This window comes from Burkholderia guangdongensis, assembly GCF_013403875.1.
GTDB classification, from domain to species: Bacteria; Pseudomonadota; Gammaproteobacteria; order Burkholderiales; family Burkholderiaceae; genus Burkholderia; species Burkholderia guangdongensis.
Window position 1 is genome coordinate 42715 of the sequence record NZ_JACBNX010000026.1, and the last position, 16477, is coordinate 59191.

13 protein-coding genes are annotated in these 16477 nt (G+C 67.8%); 1 reads left to right on the forward strand and 12 read right to left on the reverse strand.

What is annotated here, in order from left to right; translation table 11 throughout:
* Positions 1–8: 8 nt before the first annotated feature.
* Together argJ and secA are read right to left on the reverse strand one after the other, a co-directional pair.
* Positions 9–1250, reverse strand: a complete 1242-nt coding sequence (argJ, locus tag HZI36_RS22680) for a bifunctional glutamate N-acetyltransferase/amino-acid acetyltransferase ArgJ (protein ID WP_179404914.1) — start codon at positions 1248–1250, stop codon at positions 9–11.
* 156 nt (positions 1251–1406) lie between these two features.
* Positions 1407–4211, reverse strand: coding sequence for a preprotein translocase subunit SecA (secA, locus tag HZI36_RS22685; RefSeq protein WP_179404915.1), 2805 nt, complete (start codon positions 4209–4211; stop codon positions 1407–1409).
* A gap of 236 nt (positions 4212–4447) precedes the next feature.
* On the opposite strand from secA, the gene HZI36_RS22690 reads away from it, so the two are divergent.
* Positions 4448–4918: a DciA family protein gene (locus HZI36_RS22690; RefSeq protein ID WP_179404916.1), complete on the forward strand. Its 471-nt coding sequence runs from the start codon at positions 4448–4450 to the stop codon at positions 4916–4918.
* Between the two features lie 74 nt (positions 4919–4992).
* On the opposite strand, the gene lpxC is transcribed toward HZI36_RS22690, so the two are convergent.
* The 10 genes from lpxC to murD form a co-directional block, all read right to left on the reverse strand.
* Entirely contained in the window at positions 4993–5910 is a 918-nt protein-coding gene (lpxC, locus tag HZI36_RS22695; RefSeq protein WP_179404917.1) for a UDP-3-O-acyl-N-acetylglucosamine deacetylase, read from the reverse strand.
* Positions 5911–6151: 241 nt separating this feature from the next.
* Entirely contained in the window at positions 6152–6658 is a 507-nt protein-coding gene (locus HZI36_RS22700; RefSeq protein WP_179404918.1) for a peroxiredoxin, read from the reverse strand.
* A gap of 200 nt (positions 6659–6858) precedes the next feature.
* Positions 6859–8055 (reverse strand): cell division protein FtsZ, encoded by a 1197-nt coding sequence (ftsZ, locus tag HZI36_RS22705; RefSeq protein ID WP_179404919.1) that lies wholly within the window; start codon positions 8053–8055, stop codon positions 6859–6861.
* 115 nt (positions 8056–8170) lie between these two features.
* Entirely contained in the window at positions 8171–9403 is a 1233-nt protein-coding gene (ftsA, locus tag HZI36_RS22710; RefSeq protein WP_179404920.1) for a cell division protein FtsA, read from the reverse strand.
* 26 nt (positions 9404–9429) lie between these two features.
* Positions 9430–10182: a cell division protein FtsQ/DivIB gene (locus tag HZI36_RS22715; RefSeq protein WP_179404921.1), complete on the reverse strand. Its 753-nt coding sequence runs from the start codon at positions 10180–10182 to the stop codon at positions 9430–9432.
* Positions 10183–10201: 19 nt separating this feature from the next.
* On the reverse strand, positions 10202–11143 hold the full coding sequence (locus HZI36_RS22720; protein WP_179404922.1) for a D-alanine--D-alanine ligase: 942 nt from the start codon (positions 11141–11143) through the stop codon (positions 10202–10204).
* Between the two features lies 1 nt (position 11144).
* The gene (murC, locus tag HZI36_RS22725; protein ID WP_179404923.1) at positions 11145–12542 is read right to left on the reverse strand and encodes a UDP-N-acetylmuramate--L-alanine ligase; all 1398 of its coding nucleotides are present in this window, start codon (positions 12540–12542) and stop codon (positions 11145–11147) included.
* The gene (murG, locus tag HZI36_RS22730) at positions 12539–13648 is read right to left on the reverse strand and encodes an undecaprenyldiphospho-muramoylpentapeptide beta-N-acetylglucosaminyltransferase (protein WP_179404924.1); all 1110 of its coding nucleotides are present in this window, start codon (positions 13646–13648) and stop codon (positions 12539–12541) included. Before murG ends, murC begins: the two co-directional genes overlap by 4 nt.
* Positions 13645–14928, reverse strand: coding sequence for a putative lipid II flippase FtsW (gene ftsW, locus HZI36_RS22735; protein ID WP_179404925.1), 1284 nt, complete (start codon positions 14926–14928; stop codon positions 13645–13647). Before ftsW ends, murG begins: the two co-directional genes overlap by 4 nt.
* On the reverse strand, positions 14925–16454 hold the full coding sequence (murD, locus tag HZI36_RS22740; RefSeq protein WP_179404926.1) for a UDP-N-acetylmuramoyl-L-alanine--D-glutamate ligase: 1530 nt from the start codon (positions 16452–16454) through the stop codon (positions 14925–14927). Before murD ends, ftsW begins: the two co-directional genes overlap by 4 nt.
* Positions 16455–16477 lie beyond the last annotated feature (23 nt).

A 16477-nucleotide genomic window follows, 5' to 3' on the forward strand; every position in this document is an offset into this window, starting at 1 on the left:
CCGCCGGATCAGGAGCGGTAGTCCGCGTTGATGCTCACGTAATCGTGCGACAGGTCGCACGTCCAGATCGTCGCCTGCGCGTCGCCGCGGCCGAGCAGCACGCGGATCGCGATCTCGCTCTGCTTCATCACCCGCTGGCCGTCCTCTTCCTGGTACGCGGGATTGCGGCCGCCCGCCTTCGCGACGAGCACGTCGTCGAGATAGAGGTCGATCCTGCCGACGTCGAGATCGGTCACGCCCGCATAGCCGATCGCCGCGAGAATGCGGCCGAGATTCGGGTCGGATGCGTAGAACGCGGTCTTCACAAGCGGCGAGTGACCGATCGCGTACGCGATCTGGCGGCACTCGGCGACGTTCCGGCCGCCTTCGACCCGCACCGTGATGAACTTCGTCGCCCCTTCGCCGTCACGCACGATCAGCTGCGACAGCGTCTGCGCGACCGCGGTCACCGCGTCGCGCAGCGCCGCGTACGCGGGCGAATCGGTCGACGTGATCGCGGGCAGGCTGCTCTTGCCCGACGCGACCAGGATGAACGAGTCGTTCGTCGACGTGTCGCCGTCGATCGTGATGCAGTTGAACGAGCGATCGGCGACTTCCTTCACGAGCGTGTCGAGCACCGGCTGCGCGAGCGTCGCGTCGAACGCGAGGAAGCCGAGCATCGTCGCCATGTTCGGCTTGATCATGCCCGCGCCCTTGCTGATGCCGGTCAGCGTGACCGTATGGCCGTCGATCGTCACCTGGCGCGACGTCGCCTTCGGCAGCGTGTCGGTCGTCATGATCGCCTGCGCGGCGTCGTACCAGTGCGCGGCCTGACGGTTCGCAAGCGCGGCCGGCAGCGCGGCCTTCAGGCGGTCGACCGGCAGCGGCTCGAGGATCACGCCGGTCGAGAACGGCAGCACCTGCTCGGGCGCGATGCCGGCAAGGCGCGCGAGCTCTTCGCACGTCTCGCGCGCGTGCGCGAGGCCCGGCTCGCCGGTGCCCGCGTTCGCGTTGCCGGTGTTCACGACGAGCGCGCGAATCCCCGCACCGCCCGCGCGCACCTTCGCGAGATGCTCGCGGCAGACGGTCACCGGCGCCGCGCAGAAGCGGTTCTCGGTGAACACGCCGGCCACCGTCGCGCCTTCGTCGACGGAGACGACGAGCACGTCCTTGCGATTCGGCTTGCGGATGTTCCCCTCGGCCCAGCCGAGCGTGACGCCGGCGACGGGGTGCAGTTGGGCGGGATCGATCGACGGAAAATTGACAGCCATGTGGCTCACCTGCCGGATGGAAAATGCCGGCACTCGCCGGCATCGATTGAACGAACTGGCGGCCGCCCGTGGAAGGCCGCCGCCGCTGACGTGGCACTGCGCGCGGATGACGCCGCGCGCGACCGAAGCGGCGCGCTCAATGTGCGCCGCGTTCGATCATGACAACTTGCCGTGACAGTGTTTGTACTTCTTGCCGCTGCCGCACGGGCACGGATCGTTGCGGCCGACGCGCGGTACTTCGCCGCCGGGGCCGCTGTGGATCATCGCGTCGCCGACCATCTCGGCGGTCGCCGCTGCCGTCGCGAACGCGGCGCCGCTCGCGACCGGCGCCGCCGCGGCCGCTTCCGCGAATTCGGCATGCTGGTACTCGACGTTCTCGAGATGGCCGCCGCGCTCCTCGATCTGCTCGGCCACGTCCTCGAGCTGCTCGGGCGACTGGATCTGCACGTTCATCACGATCTTCGTGACTTCCTGCTTGACAGCCTCGAGCATCGCCGCGAACAGTTCGAACGCCTCGCGCTTGTATTCCTGCTTCGGGTTCTGCTGCGCATAGCCGCGCAGATGGATGCCCTGGCGCAGATGGTCGAGCGCCGCGAGATGCTCGCGCCACAGGCGGTCGAGCGTCTGCAGCATGATCGAGCGTTCGAACGCGCTGAACGATTCGCGGCCGACCAGCGCGACCTTCGCCTCGTACTGCTCGTCGGCGGCGGTCGTCACCGCTTCGAGGATTTCCTCGGCGCTGATCGACGACGACTCGTTCACCATTTCCTGGATCGCGAGATCGAGCTGCCAGTCGTTGCGCAGCGCTTCCTCGAGCTCGGGGACGTCCCACTGCTCCTCGATGCTGCCGGCCGGCACGAACTGGCGGACGACGTCGCCGATCACGCTCTTGCGCATCGCGCCGATCGTCTCGGTGATGTCGTGCGCTTCGAGCAGTTCGTTGCGCTGCTGGTAGATGACCTTGCGCTGATCGTTCGACACGTCGTCGTATTCGAGCAGCTGCTTGCGGATGTCGAAGTTGCGCGCCTCGACCTTGCGCTGCGCGGATTCGATCGAGCGCGTGACGATGCCCGCCTCGATCGCCTCGCCTTCCGGCATCTTCAGGCGATCCATGATCGAGCGCACGCGGTCGCCGGCGAAGATGCGCAGCAGCGGATCGTCGAGCGACAGATAGAAGCGCGACGAGCCCGGATCGCCCTGACGGCCCGCGCGGCCGCGCAGCTGGTTGTCGATCCGGCGCGATTCGTGACGCTCGGTGCCGATGATGTGCAGGCCGCCCGCGGCCTTCACCTGCTCGTGCAGCGTCTCCCACTCGTCGTGGAGCTTCTGGATGCGGCGCGCCTTCTCGTCGGCCGGAATCGCTTCGTCGGCCTCGATGAACGTGGCCTGCTTCTCGGCGTTGCCGCCGAGCACGATGTCGGTGCCGCGGCCGGCCATGTTCGTCGCGATCGTGATCCGCTGCGGACGGCCCGCCTCGGCGACGATCTCCGCTTCGCGCGCGTGCTGCTTCGCGTTCAGCACCTCGTGCGGCAGCCCGGCCTGCTTCAGCAGATGCGACAGCAGCTCGGAGTTCTCGATCGACGTCGTGCCGACGAGCACCGGCTGGCCGCGCTCGTAGCATTCGCCGATGTCGCGGATCACCGCGTCGTAGCGTTCCTTCGCGGTCTTGTAGATCTGATCCTGCTTGTCGATGCGCTTCGGCGGGCGGTTGGTCGGGATCACGACCGTCTCGAGGCCGTAGATCTCGTTGAATTCGTACGCTTCGGTGTCCGCGGTGCCGGTCATGCCGGACAGCTTCGCGTACATCCGGAAGTAGTTCTGGAACGTGATCGACGCGAGCGTCTGGTTCTCGCTCTGGATCTTCACGTGCTCCTTCGCCTCGACCGCCTGGTGCAGGCCGTCGGACCAGCGGCGGCCGGCCATCAGGCGGCCCGTGAATTCGTCGACGATCACGACTTCGCCGTTCTGCACGACGTAGTGCTGATCGCGATGGAACAGCGTGTGCGCGCGCAGCGCCGCGTACACGTGGTGCATCAGCGTGATGTTCTGCGCCGCGTACAGGCTCTCGCCGTCGCCGATCAGGCCCCACTCGGACAGCAGGCGCTCGGCCTTCTCGTGGCCCGATTCGGTCAGGAACACCTGGCGGGCCTTCTCGTCGAGCGTGTAGTCGCCCGGCTTCTCGACGCCGGTGCCGTCGGCCTTTTCCTCGCCGATCTGGCGCTCGAGCAGCGGCGGCAGCGCGTTCATCCGCACGTACAGCTCGGTGTGATCCTCGGCCTGGCCCGAGATGATGAGCGGCGTGCGCGCCTCGTCGATCAGGATCGAGTCCACTTCGTCGACGACCGCGAAGTTCAGCGCGCGCTGCACGCGCGAGTCGGTCTCGTAGACCATGTTGTCGCGCAGGTAGTCGAAGCCGTACTCGTTGTTCGTGCCGTACGTGATGTCGGCCGCGTACGCCTGCTGCTTCTGCTCGTGCTCCATCCCCGACAGGTTGATGCCAACCGACAGCCCGAGGAAGTTGTAGAGGCGCGCCATCCATTCGGCGTCGCGCTGCGCGAGGTAGTCGTTGACGGTCACGACGTGCACGCCGCGGCCCGACAGCGCATTCAGGTAGACGGGCAGCGTCGCGACGAGCGTCTTGCCTTCGCCGGTGCGCATTTCGGCGATCTTGCCGTAATGGAGCACCATGCCGCCGATCAGCTGCACGTCGAAGTGGCGCATTTTCAGCACGCGGCGGCTCGCTTCGCGGCAGACCGCGAACGCTTCGGGCAGCAGCTTGTCGAGCGATTCACCGGCCGCGACGCGCTGGCGGAACTCATCCGTCTTGCCGCGCAACTGGTCGTCCGTCAGCTTCTCGATCTGCGGTTCGAGCGCATTGATCGTCGCGACGGTCTTTTGATATTGCTTGACGAGCCGCTGGTTGCGGCTGCCAAAAATTTTCTGGAGAAAACCGGTTGTCATCGGATCGGATCCTGCGTCGCTGCACCGGCGCCCGACGCGGGATGCGTACTCGGCGCCCGAGCCACGGCGGCTTGGCCTGTTAATGAATTCAAACGACGAATTTTAGCACGCGGGCCAGCACGCGCCGGTGTCGTCGGCCGGAAGGCCAGCGGCCCGGCCCGCGCGCCGCCGCGCGGTACAATCGCGTCAGATCACCCTGCAACGCGCGCGCACCGCCGCGCCTTCGGAATGCGTCGATGAACCGATTCAACCAGCGTCATGCGCCGTCCGGCCCGTCGCGGCCGCAAGCCGCGTCCGACGTGCTCAAGCGCACCGACGCGTTCGCCGCGCTGCGCGCCGGCGTCGAGCAGGTCGCCGCGCTGCAGCGCGACCTCGCGACGCTGCTGCCCGATTACCTCGCGAATCACGTCGAACCGGGCTTCATCAAGGACGGCACGCTGACCCTCTTTGCCGCGCACAACGCGCTCGCCGCGCGGCTGCGGCAGGTCGAGCCGCGACTGCTCGCCGACCTGCAGCGGCGCGGCTGGCCGCTGACGACGCTGAAGGTCCGCGTGCGGCCTCAGGACGCACCGGAACCGCCGCGCGCGAAAGAAGCGCGGATGACGCCCGCCGGCGCGAGCGCGCTGCGCGAGCTGGCCGACAGCCTCGCGCCGTCGCCGCTGCAGACGGCGCTTGCGCGCATGGCCGAGCGGCACGGGAAGAAATAGCGCGAATCGCGCCCCAAAAACAAGAGCGGCCCGTGGGCCGCTCTTGTTTTTTTACCGTGGAACGCCCGCCGAAATCAGGCGAACGCCGTCTGCGTATCGAACGCGAAGCCGCTCGGCGCGGCCTGCGGATCGTCGAACGTGACGATCTCGTACGCATCTTCGTGCGCGAGCAGCTCGCGCAGCAGCGCGTTGTTCAGCCCGTGCCCCGACTTGTACGCGGTGTACGACGCGAGCAGCGGGTGGCCGACCACGTACAGATCGCCGATCGCGTCGAGCATCTTGTGCTTCACGAACTCGTCGTCGTAGCGCAGGCCGTCGTTGTTCAGGATCCGGTACTCGTCGAGCACGATCGCGTTGTCCATGCTGCCGCCGCGCGCGAGGCCCAGCTCGCGCATCATCTCGACCTCGTGCGCGAAGCCGAACGTGCGCGCGCGCGCGATCTCGCGCACGTACGACGTGCTCGCGAAATCGACCTCGAGCGCCTGGCCCGTCTTGTCGACCGCCGGATGGCGGAAATCGATCGTGAACTTGAGCTTGAAACCGAAATACGGGTCGAGGCGCGCGAACTTGTCGCCGTCGCGGATCTCGACGGGCTTCGTCACCTTGATGAAGCGCTTCAGCGCGTTCTGCTCCTCGATGCCGGCCGACTGGATCAGGAACACGAACGACGCCGCGCTGCCGTCCATGATCGGGATTTCCTCGGCGGTGACGTCGACGTACAGGTTGTCGATCCCGAGGCCCGCGCACGCGGACATCAGGTGCTCGACCGTCGACACGCGCGCGCCGTCCTTCTGCAGGACCGACGCGAGCCGCGTATCGCCGATCGACATCGCGGACGCCGGAATGTCGACCGGCGTCGGCAGATCGACGCGCGAGAACACGATGCCCGTGCCCGCTGCTGCCGGACGGAGCGTCAGTTCGACCTTGCGGCCGGAATGAAGACCGATACCCACGGTCTTCACGATCGACTTGATAGTGCGCTGCTTCAGCATGGTGATCGCCGTCTTGATTGAAAAATTCAATCAGGAGTTATATTCAGATAGGCGTGATTATAGCGTAAATCCCTATTCGCCGCTGTTTGAAACTGCGTATCAAACTGTTTCGGTCGTTTACCCGCGCCGATACGGGACGGGCCGATGCCCGGAACGGAGGCGTTTCCGGTCATCGGCCCGTGTTACAAGCGTCCTGCGGCCGATGCGAGCCGTTGCCGGCGAGCAACGGCGCATCGCACGATCAGGACGTCAGCGTGGCCAGCACGCTCGCCGCATCGCTCACTTCGAATTTGCCCGGCGCTTCGACGGCCAGCGTCTTGACCACACCGTCGTCGACCACCATCGCGTAGCGCAGGGAGCGAATCCCCATGCCGCGCGCGGACAAATCCTGCGTCAGCCCCAGCGCATGAGTGAAAGCCGCGCTGCCGTCCGCCATCATGCGCACCTTGCCCGCGGTGTGCAGATCACGTCCCCAAGCGCCCATCACGAATGCGTCGTTGACGGACACGCACCAGATCTCGTCGATGCCCGCCGAGCGCAGTTGCTCGGCGTGCGCGACGTAGCCCGGCACATGCTGCGCCGAACAGGTCGGCGTGAAAGCGCCCGGCAATCCGAAGATCACCACGCGCTTGCCCGCGACCTGATCGCGCACGCCGCGGGCGTTCGGCCCCAGCGTACAGCCGTCCCGCGCGTCGTCGATGAACTCGAACAGTTGCGCGTCGGGCAGCGCGTCGCCCACTTGAATCATGGCTGGTCCCTCATAGCGATACGGTTTTCCACTGCGTTACAGATGAATGACTGGACGACACGCTCCCCTTCCGCTTCGCCGATACGAAGAGGGCAAGTGTCCCGGCCCGGCGTCGCGAGCGACGCGGCCTTTCCCGGTCCGTTCATCCGTCACGCCGGCTTCACCGCGGCGACCTCGCCGCGGCTTCGCCCGTTCGTGCGTCAGTCCGCCTGCTTGCGCAGGAAAGCCGGAATGTCGTACGTGTCGACACCCTTCTCCTGCAGCGCCTGCACGTGCGATGCCGCGGTCTCGCGCGAGTTGCGCCACACGGCCGGCGTGTCGAGCGCGCCGTAGTCGGCCGTGCTGACGTGATGCGCCGGCGCGTAGCCGTGCGAGATCGCGTTGATCGGCTGGTTGTCCGTGCCGGTGCGCAGCAGCGTCATCGGCGCCGACTGCTGCTTCTTCGCCGCGCGGCCGAGGCCCGTCGCGACGACCGTCACGCGCAGCGCATCGCCCATCGCGTCGTCGTACACCGCACCGAAGATCACCGTCGCATCTTCCGCCGCGTAGCTCTTGATCGTGTTCATCACTTCGCGCGTTTCCGACAGACGCAGCGAACGGCTCGACGTGATGTTCACGAGCACGCCGCGCGCGCCCGACAGATCGACGCCTTCGAGCAGCGGGCTCGCGACCGCCTGCTCGGCCGCGAGGCGCGCGCGATCGACGCCGGCAACCGTCGCCGTGCCCATCATCGCCTTGCCCTGCTCGCCCATCACCGTCTTCACGTCCTCGAAGTCGACGTTCACGAGGCCATCGACGTTGATGATCTCGGCGATGCCCGCGACCGCGTTGTTCAGCACGTCGTCCGCGCACTGGAAGCACTTGTCCATCTCGGCGTCGTCGCCCATCACGTCGAACAGCTTGTCGTTCAGCACGACGATCAGCGAGTCGACGTGATCCTCCAGTTGCTGCGAGCCGGCTTCCGCGACGCGCATCCGCTTGCCGCCTTCGAACTCGAACGGCTTGCTGACGACGCCGACCGTCAGAATGCCCATCTCCTTCGCGATTTGCGCGACGACGGGCGCGGCGCCCGTGCCGGTGCCGCCGCCCATGCCGGCGGTGATGAACACCATGTGCGCGCCGCGCAGCGCGTCGGCGATCCGCTCGCGCGCTTCCTCGGCCGCCGCGCGGCCCATTTCCGGCTTCGCACCGGCGCCGAGGCCGGTGTTGCCGAGCTGGATCACGTTCGGCGCACGCGAGCGCTGCAGCGCCTGTGCGTCGGTGTTCATCACGATGAAATCGACGCCCTGCACGCCGCGGTTGATCATGTGCTGCACGGCGTTGCCGCCAGCGCCGCCAACGCCGACCACCTTGATGATGGTGCCGTTGGTCTCGGTTTCCAGCATTTCAAATTCCATTGTTGCCTCCGTCAAGAAAAGTACCGCCACTCGGCCGTTATTCGGCGGGAGATCGGGCAACCTCCCGTCGCGCGCTGGCCGCCGGCACCAGCGCGAATTTCGATCGTTCGTTGCGTCAGAAGTTGCTCAGGAACCAGTCGCGCATCCGCGTGAAAATCTGTCCCGCCGAACCGGACTGCACCGCGACCTTGCGGCCGCGCATCCGCTGAGCGCTCCCTTCCACCAGCAGCCCCATCGCCGTCGAATAGCGCGGATTGCGCACGACGTCCGCGAGGCCGCCCGCATACTCCGGCGCGCCGATGCGCACCGGCTTCAGGAAAATGTCTTCGCCGAGCTCGACCATCCCCGGCATCATCGCGGCGCCGCCGGTGATCACGACGCCGGAGCTCAACAGCTCCTCGTAGCCGGACTCGCGCACGACCTGCTGCACGAGCGAGAACAGCTCCTCGACGCGCGGCTCGATCACCGCCGCGAGCGCCTGCCGCGACAGCGTGCGCGGCCCGCGCTCGCCGAGGCCCGGCACCTCGACCATCTCGTCCGGATCGGCGAGCGCCTGCTTCGCGATCCCGTAACCGACCTTGATGTCTTCCGCATCCGGCGTCGGCGTGCGCAGCGCCATCGCGATGTCGCTCGTGATCTGGTCGCCGGCGATCGGAATCACCGCCGTGTGACGGATCGCGCCTTCCGCGAAGATCGCGATGTCGGTCGTGCCGCCGCCGACGTCGACGAGCACGACGCCGAGATCCTTCTCGTCCTCGGTCAGCACCGCGAGCGACGACGCGAGCGGCTGCAGGATCAGGTCGTTCACCTCGAGCCCGCAGCGGCGCACGCACTTCACGATGTTCTGCGCGGCGCTCACCGCGCCCGTCACGATGTGCACCTTCACCTCGAGGCGGATGCCGCTCATCCCGATCGGCTCGCGCACGTCTTCCTGGCCGTCGATGATGAATTCCTGCGTCAGGATGTGCAGCACCTGCTGGTCGGTCGGGATGTTGATCGCCTTCGCCGTTTCGATCACGCGCGCGACGTCCGTCTGCGTGACCTCCTTCTCCTTGATCGCGACCATCCCGCTCGAGTTGAAGCTGCGGATGTGGCTGCCGGCGATCCCCGTAAACACGTTGGTGATCTTGCAGTCGGCCATCAGCTCCGCTTCCTCGAGCGCGCGCTGGATCGACTGCACGGTGGCCTCGATGTTCACCACCACGCCTTTTTTCAGACCCTTCGACTCGCTCTGGCCGAGGCCGATCACCTCGTAGTGACCTTCGCCCTTCAGCTCGGCGACGATGGCCACCACCTTCGACGTCCCGATGTCGAGGGAAACCAGCAGATCCTTATAGTCTTTGCTCATAAAGTGCTCTTGCGTGTGATGTCGTGTTACTTCTTGCCCGTGTCGGTGTCGCTCAGGAACCGCATGTTTGCCGCGCGAATCGCGAATCCGTTCGGATAGCGCAGGTCCGCATACTCGATGTCGCTGCCCCAGCGCTGCGTGACGGCCGGCCACGCGGCGACGAGACGCTGGACGCGGTCGGACAGCGATTGCGCGGTCCGCTCCTTGCCCAGCTCCACCTGCATGCCGTTCGACAGCTTCACCGTCCACGCATAGCGCGCCGACAGCGTCACTTCGTCCGGCTTCGCTTTCAGCGGCGCGAACCACTTCGTGAAGTCGCGGTAGCGCGTGACGACGTCCTTCGCGCTGCCGTCCGGCCCGTCGAACGCGGGCAGCGTGCCTTCGAGTTCGCCCTGGTTCGCGGTGAACAGCTCGCCGTCGACGCTGACGAGCTGGTCATTGCCCCACGTGCCGAGCGGCTTGTACTCCTCGAGCGTGACCGCGAGCGCGTTCGGCCACACGCGGCGCACGCTCGCATGACGCACCCACGGCATCTGCTCGAACGCGACCCGCGCGGAATCGAGATCGACCGTGAAGAAATTGCCCTTCAGCTTGCCGACCACGCCCGCGCGGACCGTCTGCGCGTAGATGTGATCGGTGTCGCCGTCGATCTGGATCGCGCGCAGTGTGAACGCCGGGCGCTGGATCAGCCAGATGCCGCCGGCCGCCGCCAACGCGAGCACGAGCAGCGCGTACAGCGCGCTGGCGGCTAGGTTGAGCTGGCGAACGTTGTTCCACATGAGGTCTTTCTTCCCTGCTTCAGTCGTTGAGCGTGAGCGACAGCACCTTGACCACGAGGTCCTGGTAGCTGATGCCGACCGCGCGCGCCGCCTTCGGCGGCAGCGAGTGATCGGTCATGCCCGGCGCGGTGTTCACTTCGAGGAAATACGCGTTGCCGGCGGCGTCGAGCATGAAGTCCGCACGGCCCCAGTCGGTGCAGCCGAGCACGTCGAACGCGCGGCGCGCGAGGCGCTTGAGTTCCATTTCCTTGTCCGCCGGCAGCCCGCACGGAATCAGATACTGCGTGTCGTTCGCGATGTACTTCGCGTGATAGTCGTAGAACTCGCCGGCCGGCACGATCTTGATCAGCGGCAGATCGAGATCCGCGGCGATGCACGCGGTGTATTCGCCGCCGCCCTCGATGCTCTTCTCGACGATCACGATCCGGTCGTGCTTCGCGGCTTCTTCGAGCGCGGCCGGCAGCGCGTCGGCCGACTTCACCTTCAGCACCGCGACGCTCGAGCCTTCGCTCGCCGGTTTCACGAACAGCGGCAGGCCGAGCTTCGCGACGATCTGCGGCGCGCGCGCCGCGAAATCGTCGCCGCGCATCACGGTTTCGAACGGCGGCGTCGGCACGCCGGTCTGCTGCCACACGAGCTTCGTGCGGAACTTGTCGAGGCCGAGCGCCGAGCCGAGCACGCCGCTGCCCGTGTAGCGGATTCCGTAGAAATCGAGCGCGCCCTGGATCTGGCCGTTCTCGCCGTAGCCGCCGTGCAGCGCGTTGAACGCGCGCACGAAGCCCTCGTCCTTCAGTGCCGACAGCGGCCGCTCGGCCGGGTCGAACGCATGCGCGTCGATGCCCGCGCCGCGCAGCCCTTCGACCACGAGCCGGCCCGAATTGAGCGACACCTCGCGCTCCGCGGACGCGCCGCCGAGCAATACCGCCACTTTGCCGAAACGTTTCGGATCGATCCCGCTCATATCATCCCTTGTGTTGCGTGTTCTGCGCGAGCTTCGCCGGCACACCGCCGATCGAGCCCGCACCCATCGTGATCACCACGTCGCCGTTTTGCGCGAGCGTCGAGATCGCGTCCGGCACCTCGTCGACCGACGCGACGAACACCGGCGCCACGTTGCCCGCCGCGCGCAGCGCGCGCGACAGCGCTTCGCCGTTCGCGGTCGAAATCGCCGCCTCGCCGGCTGCATAGACTTCCGTCAGCACGAGCGCGTCGACGGTCGACAGCACGTTGACGAAATCGTCGAAGCAGTCGCGCGTGCGCGTATAGCGGTGCGGCTGGAACGCGAGCACGAGGCGGCGCCCCGGGAACGCGCCGCGCGCGGCCGCGATCGTCGCCGCCATCTCGACCGGGTGATGGCCGTAATCGTCGATCAGCGTGTAATGCCCGCCGTCCGCGGTCGGCACGTCGCCGTAGCGCTGGAAGCGCCGGCCGACACCGTTGAATTCCGCGAGCGCGTGCTGGATCGCGTCGTCGGCCACGCCGAGATCGGTCGCGATCGCGATCGCCGCGAGCGCGTTCTGCACGTTGTGCAGCCCCGGCAGGTTCAGCACGACCGGCAGCGGCACGCGCCCTTCGCGGATCACCGTGAAATGCATGCGGCCGTCGCGCGCGGCGATGTTCTCCGCGCGCACCTGCGCATCGGGCGCGAGCCCGTAGCGGACGACCGGCTTCGAGATGAACGGGATGATCTGCCGCACGTTCGGATCATCGACGCAGACGACCGCGCTGCCGTAGAACGGCAGCCGCTGCGTGAATTCGATGAACGCCTGCTTGAGCCGCGCGAAGTCGTGCCCGTAGGTGTCCATGTGATCGGCGTCGATGTTCGTGATCACCTCGATCACCGGATACAGGTTCAGGAACGACGCGTCCGACTCGTCCGCTTCCGCGACGATGAAGTCGCCGGTGCCGAGCCGCGCGTTCGCGCCGGCGCTGATCAGCCGCCCGCCGATCACGAACGTCGGATCGAGCCCGCCCGCCGCGAGCACGCTCGCGACGAGGCTCGTCGTCGTGGTCTTGCCGTGCGTGCCCGCGATCGCGATCCCCTGCTTCAGGCGCATCAGCTCCGCAAGCATCACCGCGCGCGGCACGATCGGCACGCGCTTCGCGCGCGCGGCGAGCACTTCGGGATTGTCCGAGCGCACGGCCGTCGACACGACGACCGCGTTCGCACCCTCGATGTTCGCGGCGTCGTGGCCGATCGCGATCCGCGCGCCGAGTGCGGCGAGCCGATCCGTGACCGCGTTGCGCGCGATGTCGGAGCCGCTGACCTCGTAGCCGAGGTTCGCGAGCACCTCGGCGATGCCGCTCATCCCGGCGCCGCCGATCCCGACGAAATGAATGTGTTTGACGATGTGTTTCATTGCAATGTGTCCAGGTTCGCGCCGGCCACCGTCGCGCACACGCGCGCGACTTCGTCGGTGGCATCCGGCTTCGCTAGCGCGCGCGAACGCTCCGCCATCTCCGCGAGCGACGCCCGCGACTGGCCGCGCAGCCAGTCGGCAAGCAGCTCGGCCGACAGGTCGCGTTGTTGCACCAATACCGCCGCGCCCGCTTCCGCGAGAAACGCGGCGTTGGTCGTCTGATGATCGTCGACCGCGTACGGGAACGGCACGAACAGCGCCGCGACGCCGACCGCTGCGATCTCCGACACCGTCATCGCGCCCGAGCGGCAGATCACCAGATCCGCCTCCGCGTAGGCCGACGCCATATCGTCGATGAACGGCACGAGCCGCACACCACCGCCCGTCGGGTCCGTGAAGCCCGCCGCGTCGTAGTTCGATTTCAACGCCTCGATATGCTTCGCGCCGGCCTGATGCACGATGCGCGGCCGTTCATTCGGTGCGAGCATCGCAAGCGCGCGCGGCACGACTTCGTTCAACGCGGCCGCGCCGAGACTGCCGCCGACGACGAGCACCGAGAGCGGCCCGCTGCGCGCCGCATAGCGTGCTTTGGGTGGCGCGGTGCGCGCAAGTTCCGCACGAATCGGGTTGCCGGTCCATTCCGCGTGCGGCAGCGCGTTCGGGAACGCGACGAGCACGCGCTTCGCGAGCTTCGCGAGCACCTTGTTCGTGAGCCCGGCGATCGAATTCTGCTCGTGCAGCACGAGCGGGCGACCGGACAGCGCGGCCATCACGCCGGCCGGGAACGTGATGTAGCCGCCCATCCCGAGCACGACGTCGGGCTTCACGCGGCGCAGCACGCCGAGACTCTGCCAGCACGCGCGCAGCAGGTTCAGCGGCAGCGCGAGCTTCGTCGCGAGGCCCTTGCCGCGCAGCCCGCCGAACCGCACGTATTCCATCGGAATCCCGTGCTTCGGCACGAGCGTGGCTTCCATCCCGGCCGGATTGCCGAGCCACACGACGCGCCATCCCTGCGCTTCCATCCGGTGCGCGACCGCAAGCCCGGGGAACACGTGCCCCCCGGTGCCGCCGGCCATCACCATCAGCGTGCGCGCGGACGCGGTCATACCTTCCCTCCGCGCATCAGCACCCGGTTCTCGTAATCCACCCGCAGCAACACGGCGAGCGCGATGCAGTTCAGCAGAATCCCCGAGCCGCCGTAGCTGACGAGCGGCAGCGTCAGGCCCTTCGTCGGCAGCAGGCCGAGGTTCACACCCATGTTGATGAACGCCTGCGCGCCGAACCACAGGCCGATGCCCTTCGCCATCAGCCCCGCGAACGTGCGGTCGAGCGCGAGCGCCTGGCGGCCGATCTCGAACGAACGGCGCACGATCCAGTAGAACAGCAGGATCACGACCAGCACGCCGACGAAGCCGAGTTCCTCGCCGATCACCGCGAGAATGAAGTCGGTATGCGCTTCCGGCAGGTAGTTCAGCTTCTCGACGCTGCCGCCGAGGCCGACGCCGAACCACTCGCCACGGCCGAACGCGATCAGCGAGTGCGTGAGCTGGTACGCCTTGCCCTGCGCGTAGCGCTCGTCCCACGGATCGAGATACGCGAAGATCCGCTCGCGCCGCCACGGCGACAGCCAGACGAGCATCGTGAACGTCGCGACCGCGGTCGCGACGAGTCCGCCGAACAGCTTGCCGTTCACGCCGCCGAGGAACAGCACGCCCATCGCGATCGCCGCGACGACCATGAACGCGCCCATGTCCGGCTCGAGCAGCAGCAGCGCGCCGACGAAGCCGACCGCGAACGCCATCGGCAGGAAGCCCTTCGCGAAGCTCTGCATGTACTCCTGCTTGCGGACCGTGTAGTTCGCCGCGTAGATCGTCACCGCGAGCTTCATGATCTCGGACGGCTGCATGTTCGAGATGCCGAGCGGAATCCAGCGGCGTGCGCCGTTCACGCCCTTGCCGATGTGCGGGATCAGCACGATCACGAGCCCGACGATCGCGATCAGGAAGAGCTTCGGCGCGTGCTTGTCCCACGTCGACACCGGCACGCGAAACGCGACCACCGCCGCGATGAACGCGACGACGAGCGACACGAGGTGGCGCACCAGGAACGCGTAGTCGTGATACTGCGCGTATTTCGGCGAATCCGGCATCGCGATCGACGCCGAATAGACCATCACGACGCCGAGCCCGAGCAGCGCGATCGCGGCCCACAGCAGCGAGTAATCGAAATCGAGCATCCGCGAGCGGCTCGGCCGCGCGCCGTTGACGACGCTCGCGAGGCCGCCGGCCGTCGCGCGGGTGGCCGACATCACGCGGCCGCCGGCTGCATTGCCGCCGGTGTCGCGCGGGCCGTTGAAACGGGAGACGAAGCGATCGGACCAGCTCATAGCGTCGTTCCTTTGTCGAGGGCGAGGTCCTCCACCGCGCTGCGGAACACGTCCGCGCGGTGGGCGTAGCTCTTGAACATGTCGAAGCTCGCGCATGCGGGCGACAGCAGCACCGCGTCGCCCGGCTGCGCGAGCGCGGCCGCCGCGCGCACCGCCGCTTCAAGCGTCGGCTGATCGACGAGCTCGACGCCGGTGCCGGCGAGCGCATCGCGGATCGCGGGCGCGTCGCGGCCGATCAGCATCGCCGCGCGGCACCAGCGCGCGACCGGCGCCGCGAGCGGCGAGAAATCCTGGCCCTTGCCGTCGCCGCCGGCGATCAGCACGATGCGTTGCGCGAGCCCGTCGAGCGCGGCGACCGTCGCGCCGACGTTCGTGCCCTTGCTGTCGTCGACGTAATCGACGCCATCGAGCGTCGCGATCACCTCGACGCGATGCGCCTCGCCGCGATACTCGCGCAGCCCGTGCAGCAGCGGCGCGGCCGGCAGGCCGATCGCGCGCGCGAGCGCGAACGCGGCGAGCGCGTTCGCCGCGTTGTGCAGCCCGCGGATGCGCAGCGCGTCGGCCGGCATCAGCCGCTTGACCGCGATGTCGGGCGGGTTTCCTGTGTCGCGCTTGCGGCGGCGGGACGTCGTCGGCTCATCGGCCGCGTCCCGGTCGATCGCCTCGACGAGCCAGGCCATCCCGTTCTCGCGCGACAGGCCGTAGTCGCCGTCGTGCCGCGGCTCATCCAGCCCGAACGTGACCGTGCGCGGCACGTCGGTCGCACTGGCCGCGCCGGCCGCGCCGGCCTTCGGCGCGAACTTCATCACCGCCGCGTCGTCGCGGTTCAGCACGCGCGTCGTCGTCGCGCCGAAGATCCGGCCCTTCGCGGCCGCATACGCGTCGAAGCTGCCGTGCCAGTCGAGATGATCCTGCGTGATGTTCAGGATCGTCGCCGCATCGGGCGAGAACGTGCGCGCGGTCTCGAGCTGGAAGCTCGACAGCTCGAGCACCCAGACGTCGGGCAGCGCGGCCGCGTCGACCGCGGCCGACAGCCTGTCGAGCATCGCCGGGCTGATGTTGCCGGCCACGCCGACCGTCTTGCCCGCGCGCTCGCACAGCAGGCCGGTCAGGCTCGTCGTCGTGGTCTTGCCGTTCGTGCCGGTGATCGCGAGCACCTTCGGCTGGTAGCCGTTCGCGCCGAGCGCACGCAGCGCCTGCGCGAAGAATTCGAGCTCGCCCCACACCGCGATGCCGCGCTCGGTCGCGGCGGCGGTCAGCGCCGCGAGCGCGGGCTCGAGCGGCGACAGGCCCGGGCTCACCCCGACGATCTCGACGCCGCCGTCGAGCAGTGCCGGCGAAAACGGCCCGCCGACGAATTCCGCGTCGACACCGGCGTCCTTCAGCGCGGCGAGATTCGGGGGGGCTTCGCGGGTATCGGCAATGCGCAGCCGGCAACCGTGCCTCGCGCACCACCGCGCGATCGCGAGGCCCGATTCGCCGAGCCCCAGCACGAGCACCATCGGCCGTTGCCGATCTCCAAACATCTCGCCAGACATCCTTGTTACCT

Coding starts and splice junctions, on each gene's coding strand:
- argJ (WP_179404914.1), bottom strand. CDS start 1,250: ATGGCTGTCAATTTTCCGTCGATCGATCCCGCCCAACTGCACCCCGTC.
- secA (WP_179404915.1), bottom strand. CDS start 4,211: ATGACAACCGGTTTTCTCCAGAAAATTTTTGGCAGCCGCAACCAGCGG.
- HZI36_RS22690 (WP_179404916.1), top strand. CDS start 4,448: ATGAACCGATTCAACCAGCGTCATGCGCCGTCCGGCCCGTCGCGGCCG.
- lpxC (WP_179404917.1), bottom strand. CDS start 5,910: ATGCTGAAGCAGCGCACTATCAAGTCGATCGTGAAGACCGTGGGTATC.
- HZI36_RS22700 (WP_179404918.1), bottom strand. CDS start 6,658: ATGATTCAAGTGGGCGACGCGCTGCCCGACGCGCAACTGTTCGAGTTC.
- ftsZ (WP_179404919.1), bottom strand. CDS start 8,055: ATGGAATTTGAAATGCTGGAAACCGAGACCAACGGCACCATCATCAAG.
- ftsA (WP_179404920.1), bottom strand. CDS start 9,403: ATGAGCAAAGACTATAAGGATCTGCTGGTTTCCCTCGACATCGGGACG.
- HZI36_RS22715 (WP_179404921.1), bottom strand. CDS start 10,182: ATGTGGAACAACGTTCGCCAGCTCAACCTAGCCGCCAGCGCGCTGTAC.
- HZI36_RS22720 (WP_179404922.1), bottom strand. CDS start 11,143: ATGAGCGGGATCGATCCGAAACGTTTCGGCAAAGTGGCGGTATTGCTC.
- murC (WP_179404923.1), bottom strand. CDS start 12,542: ATGAAACACATCGTCAAACACATTCATTTCGTCGGGATCGGCGGCGCC.
- murG (WP_179404924.1), bottom strand. CDS start 13,648: ATGACCGCGTCCGCGCGCACGCTGATGGTGATGGCCGGCGGCACCGGG.
- ftsW (WP_179404925.1), bottom strand. CDS start 14,928: ATGAGCTGGTCCGATCGCTTCGTCTCCCGTTTCAACGGCCCGCGCGAC.
- murD (WP_179404926.1), bottom strand. CDS start 16,454: ATGTTTGGAGATCGGCAACGGCCGATGGTGCTCGTGCTGGGGCTCGGC.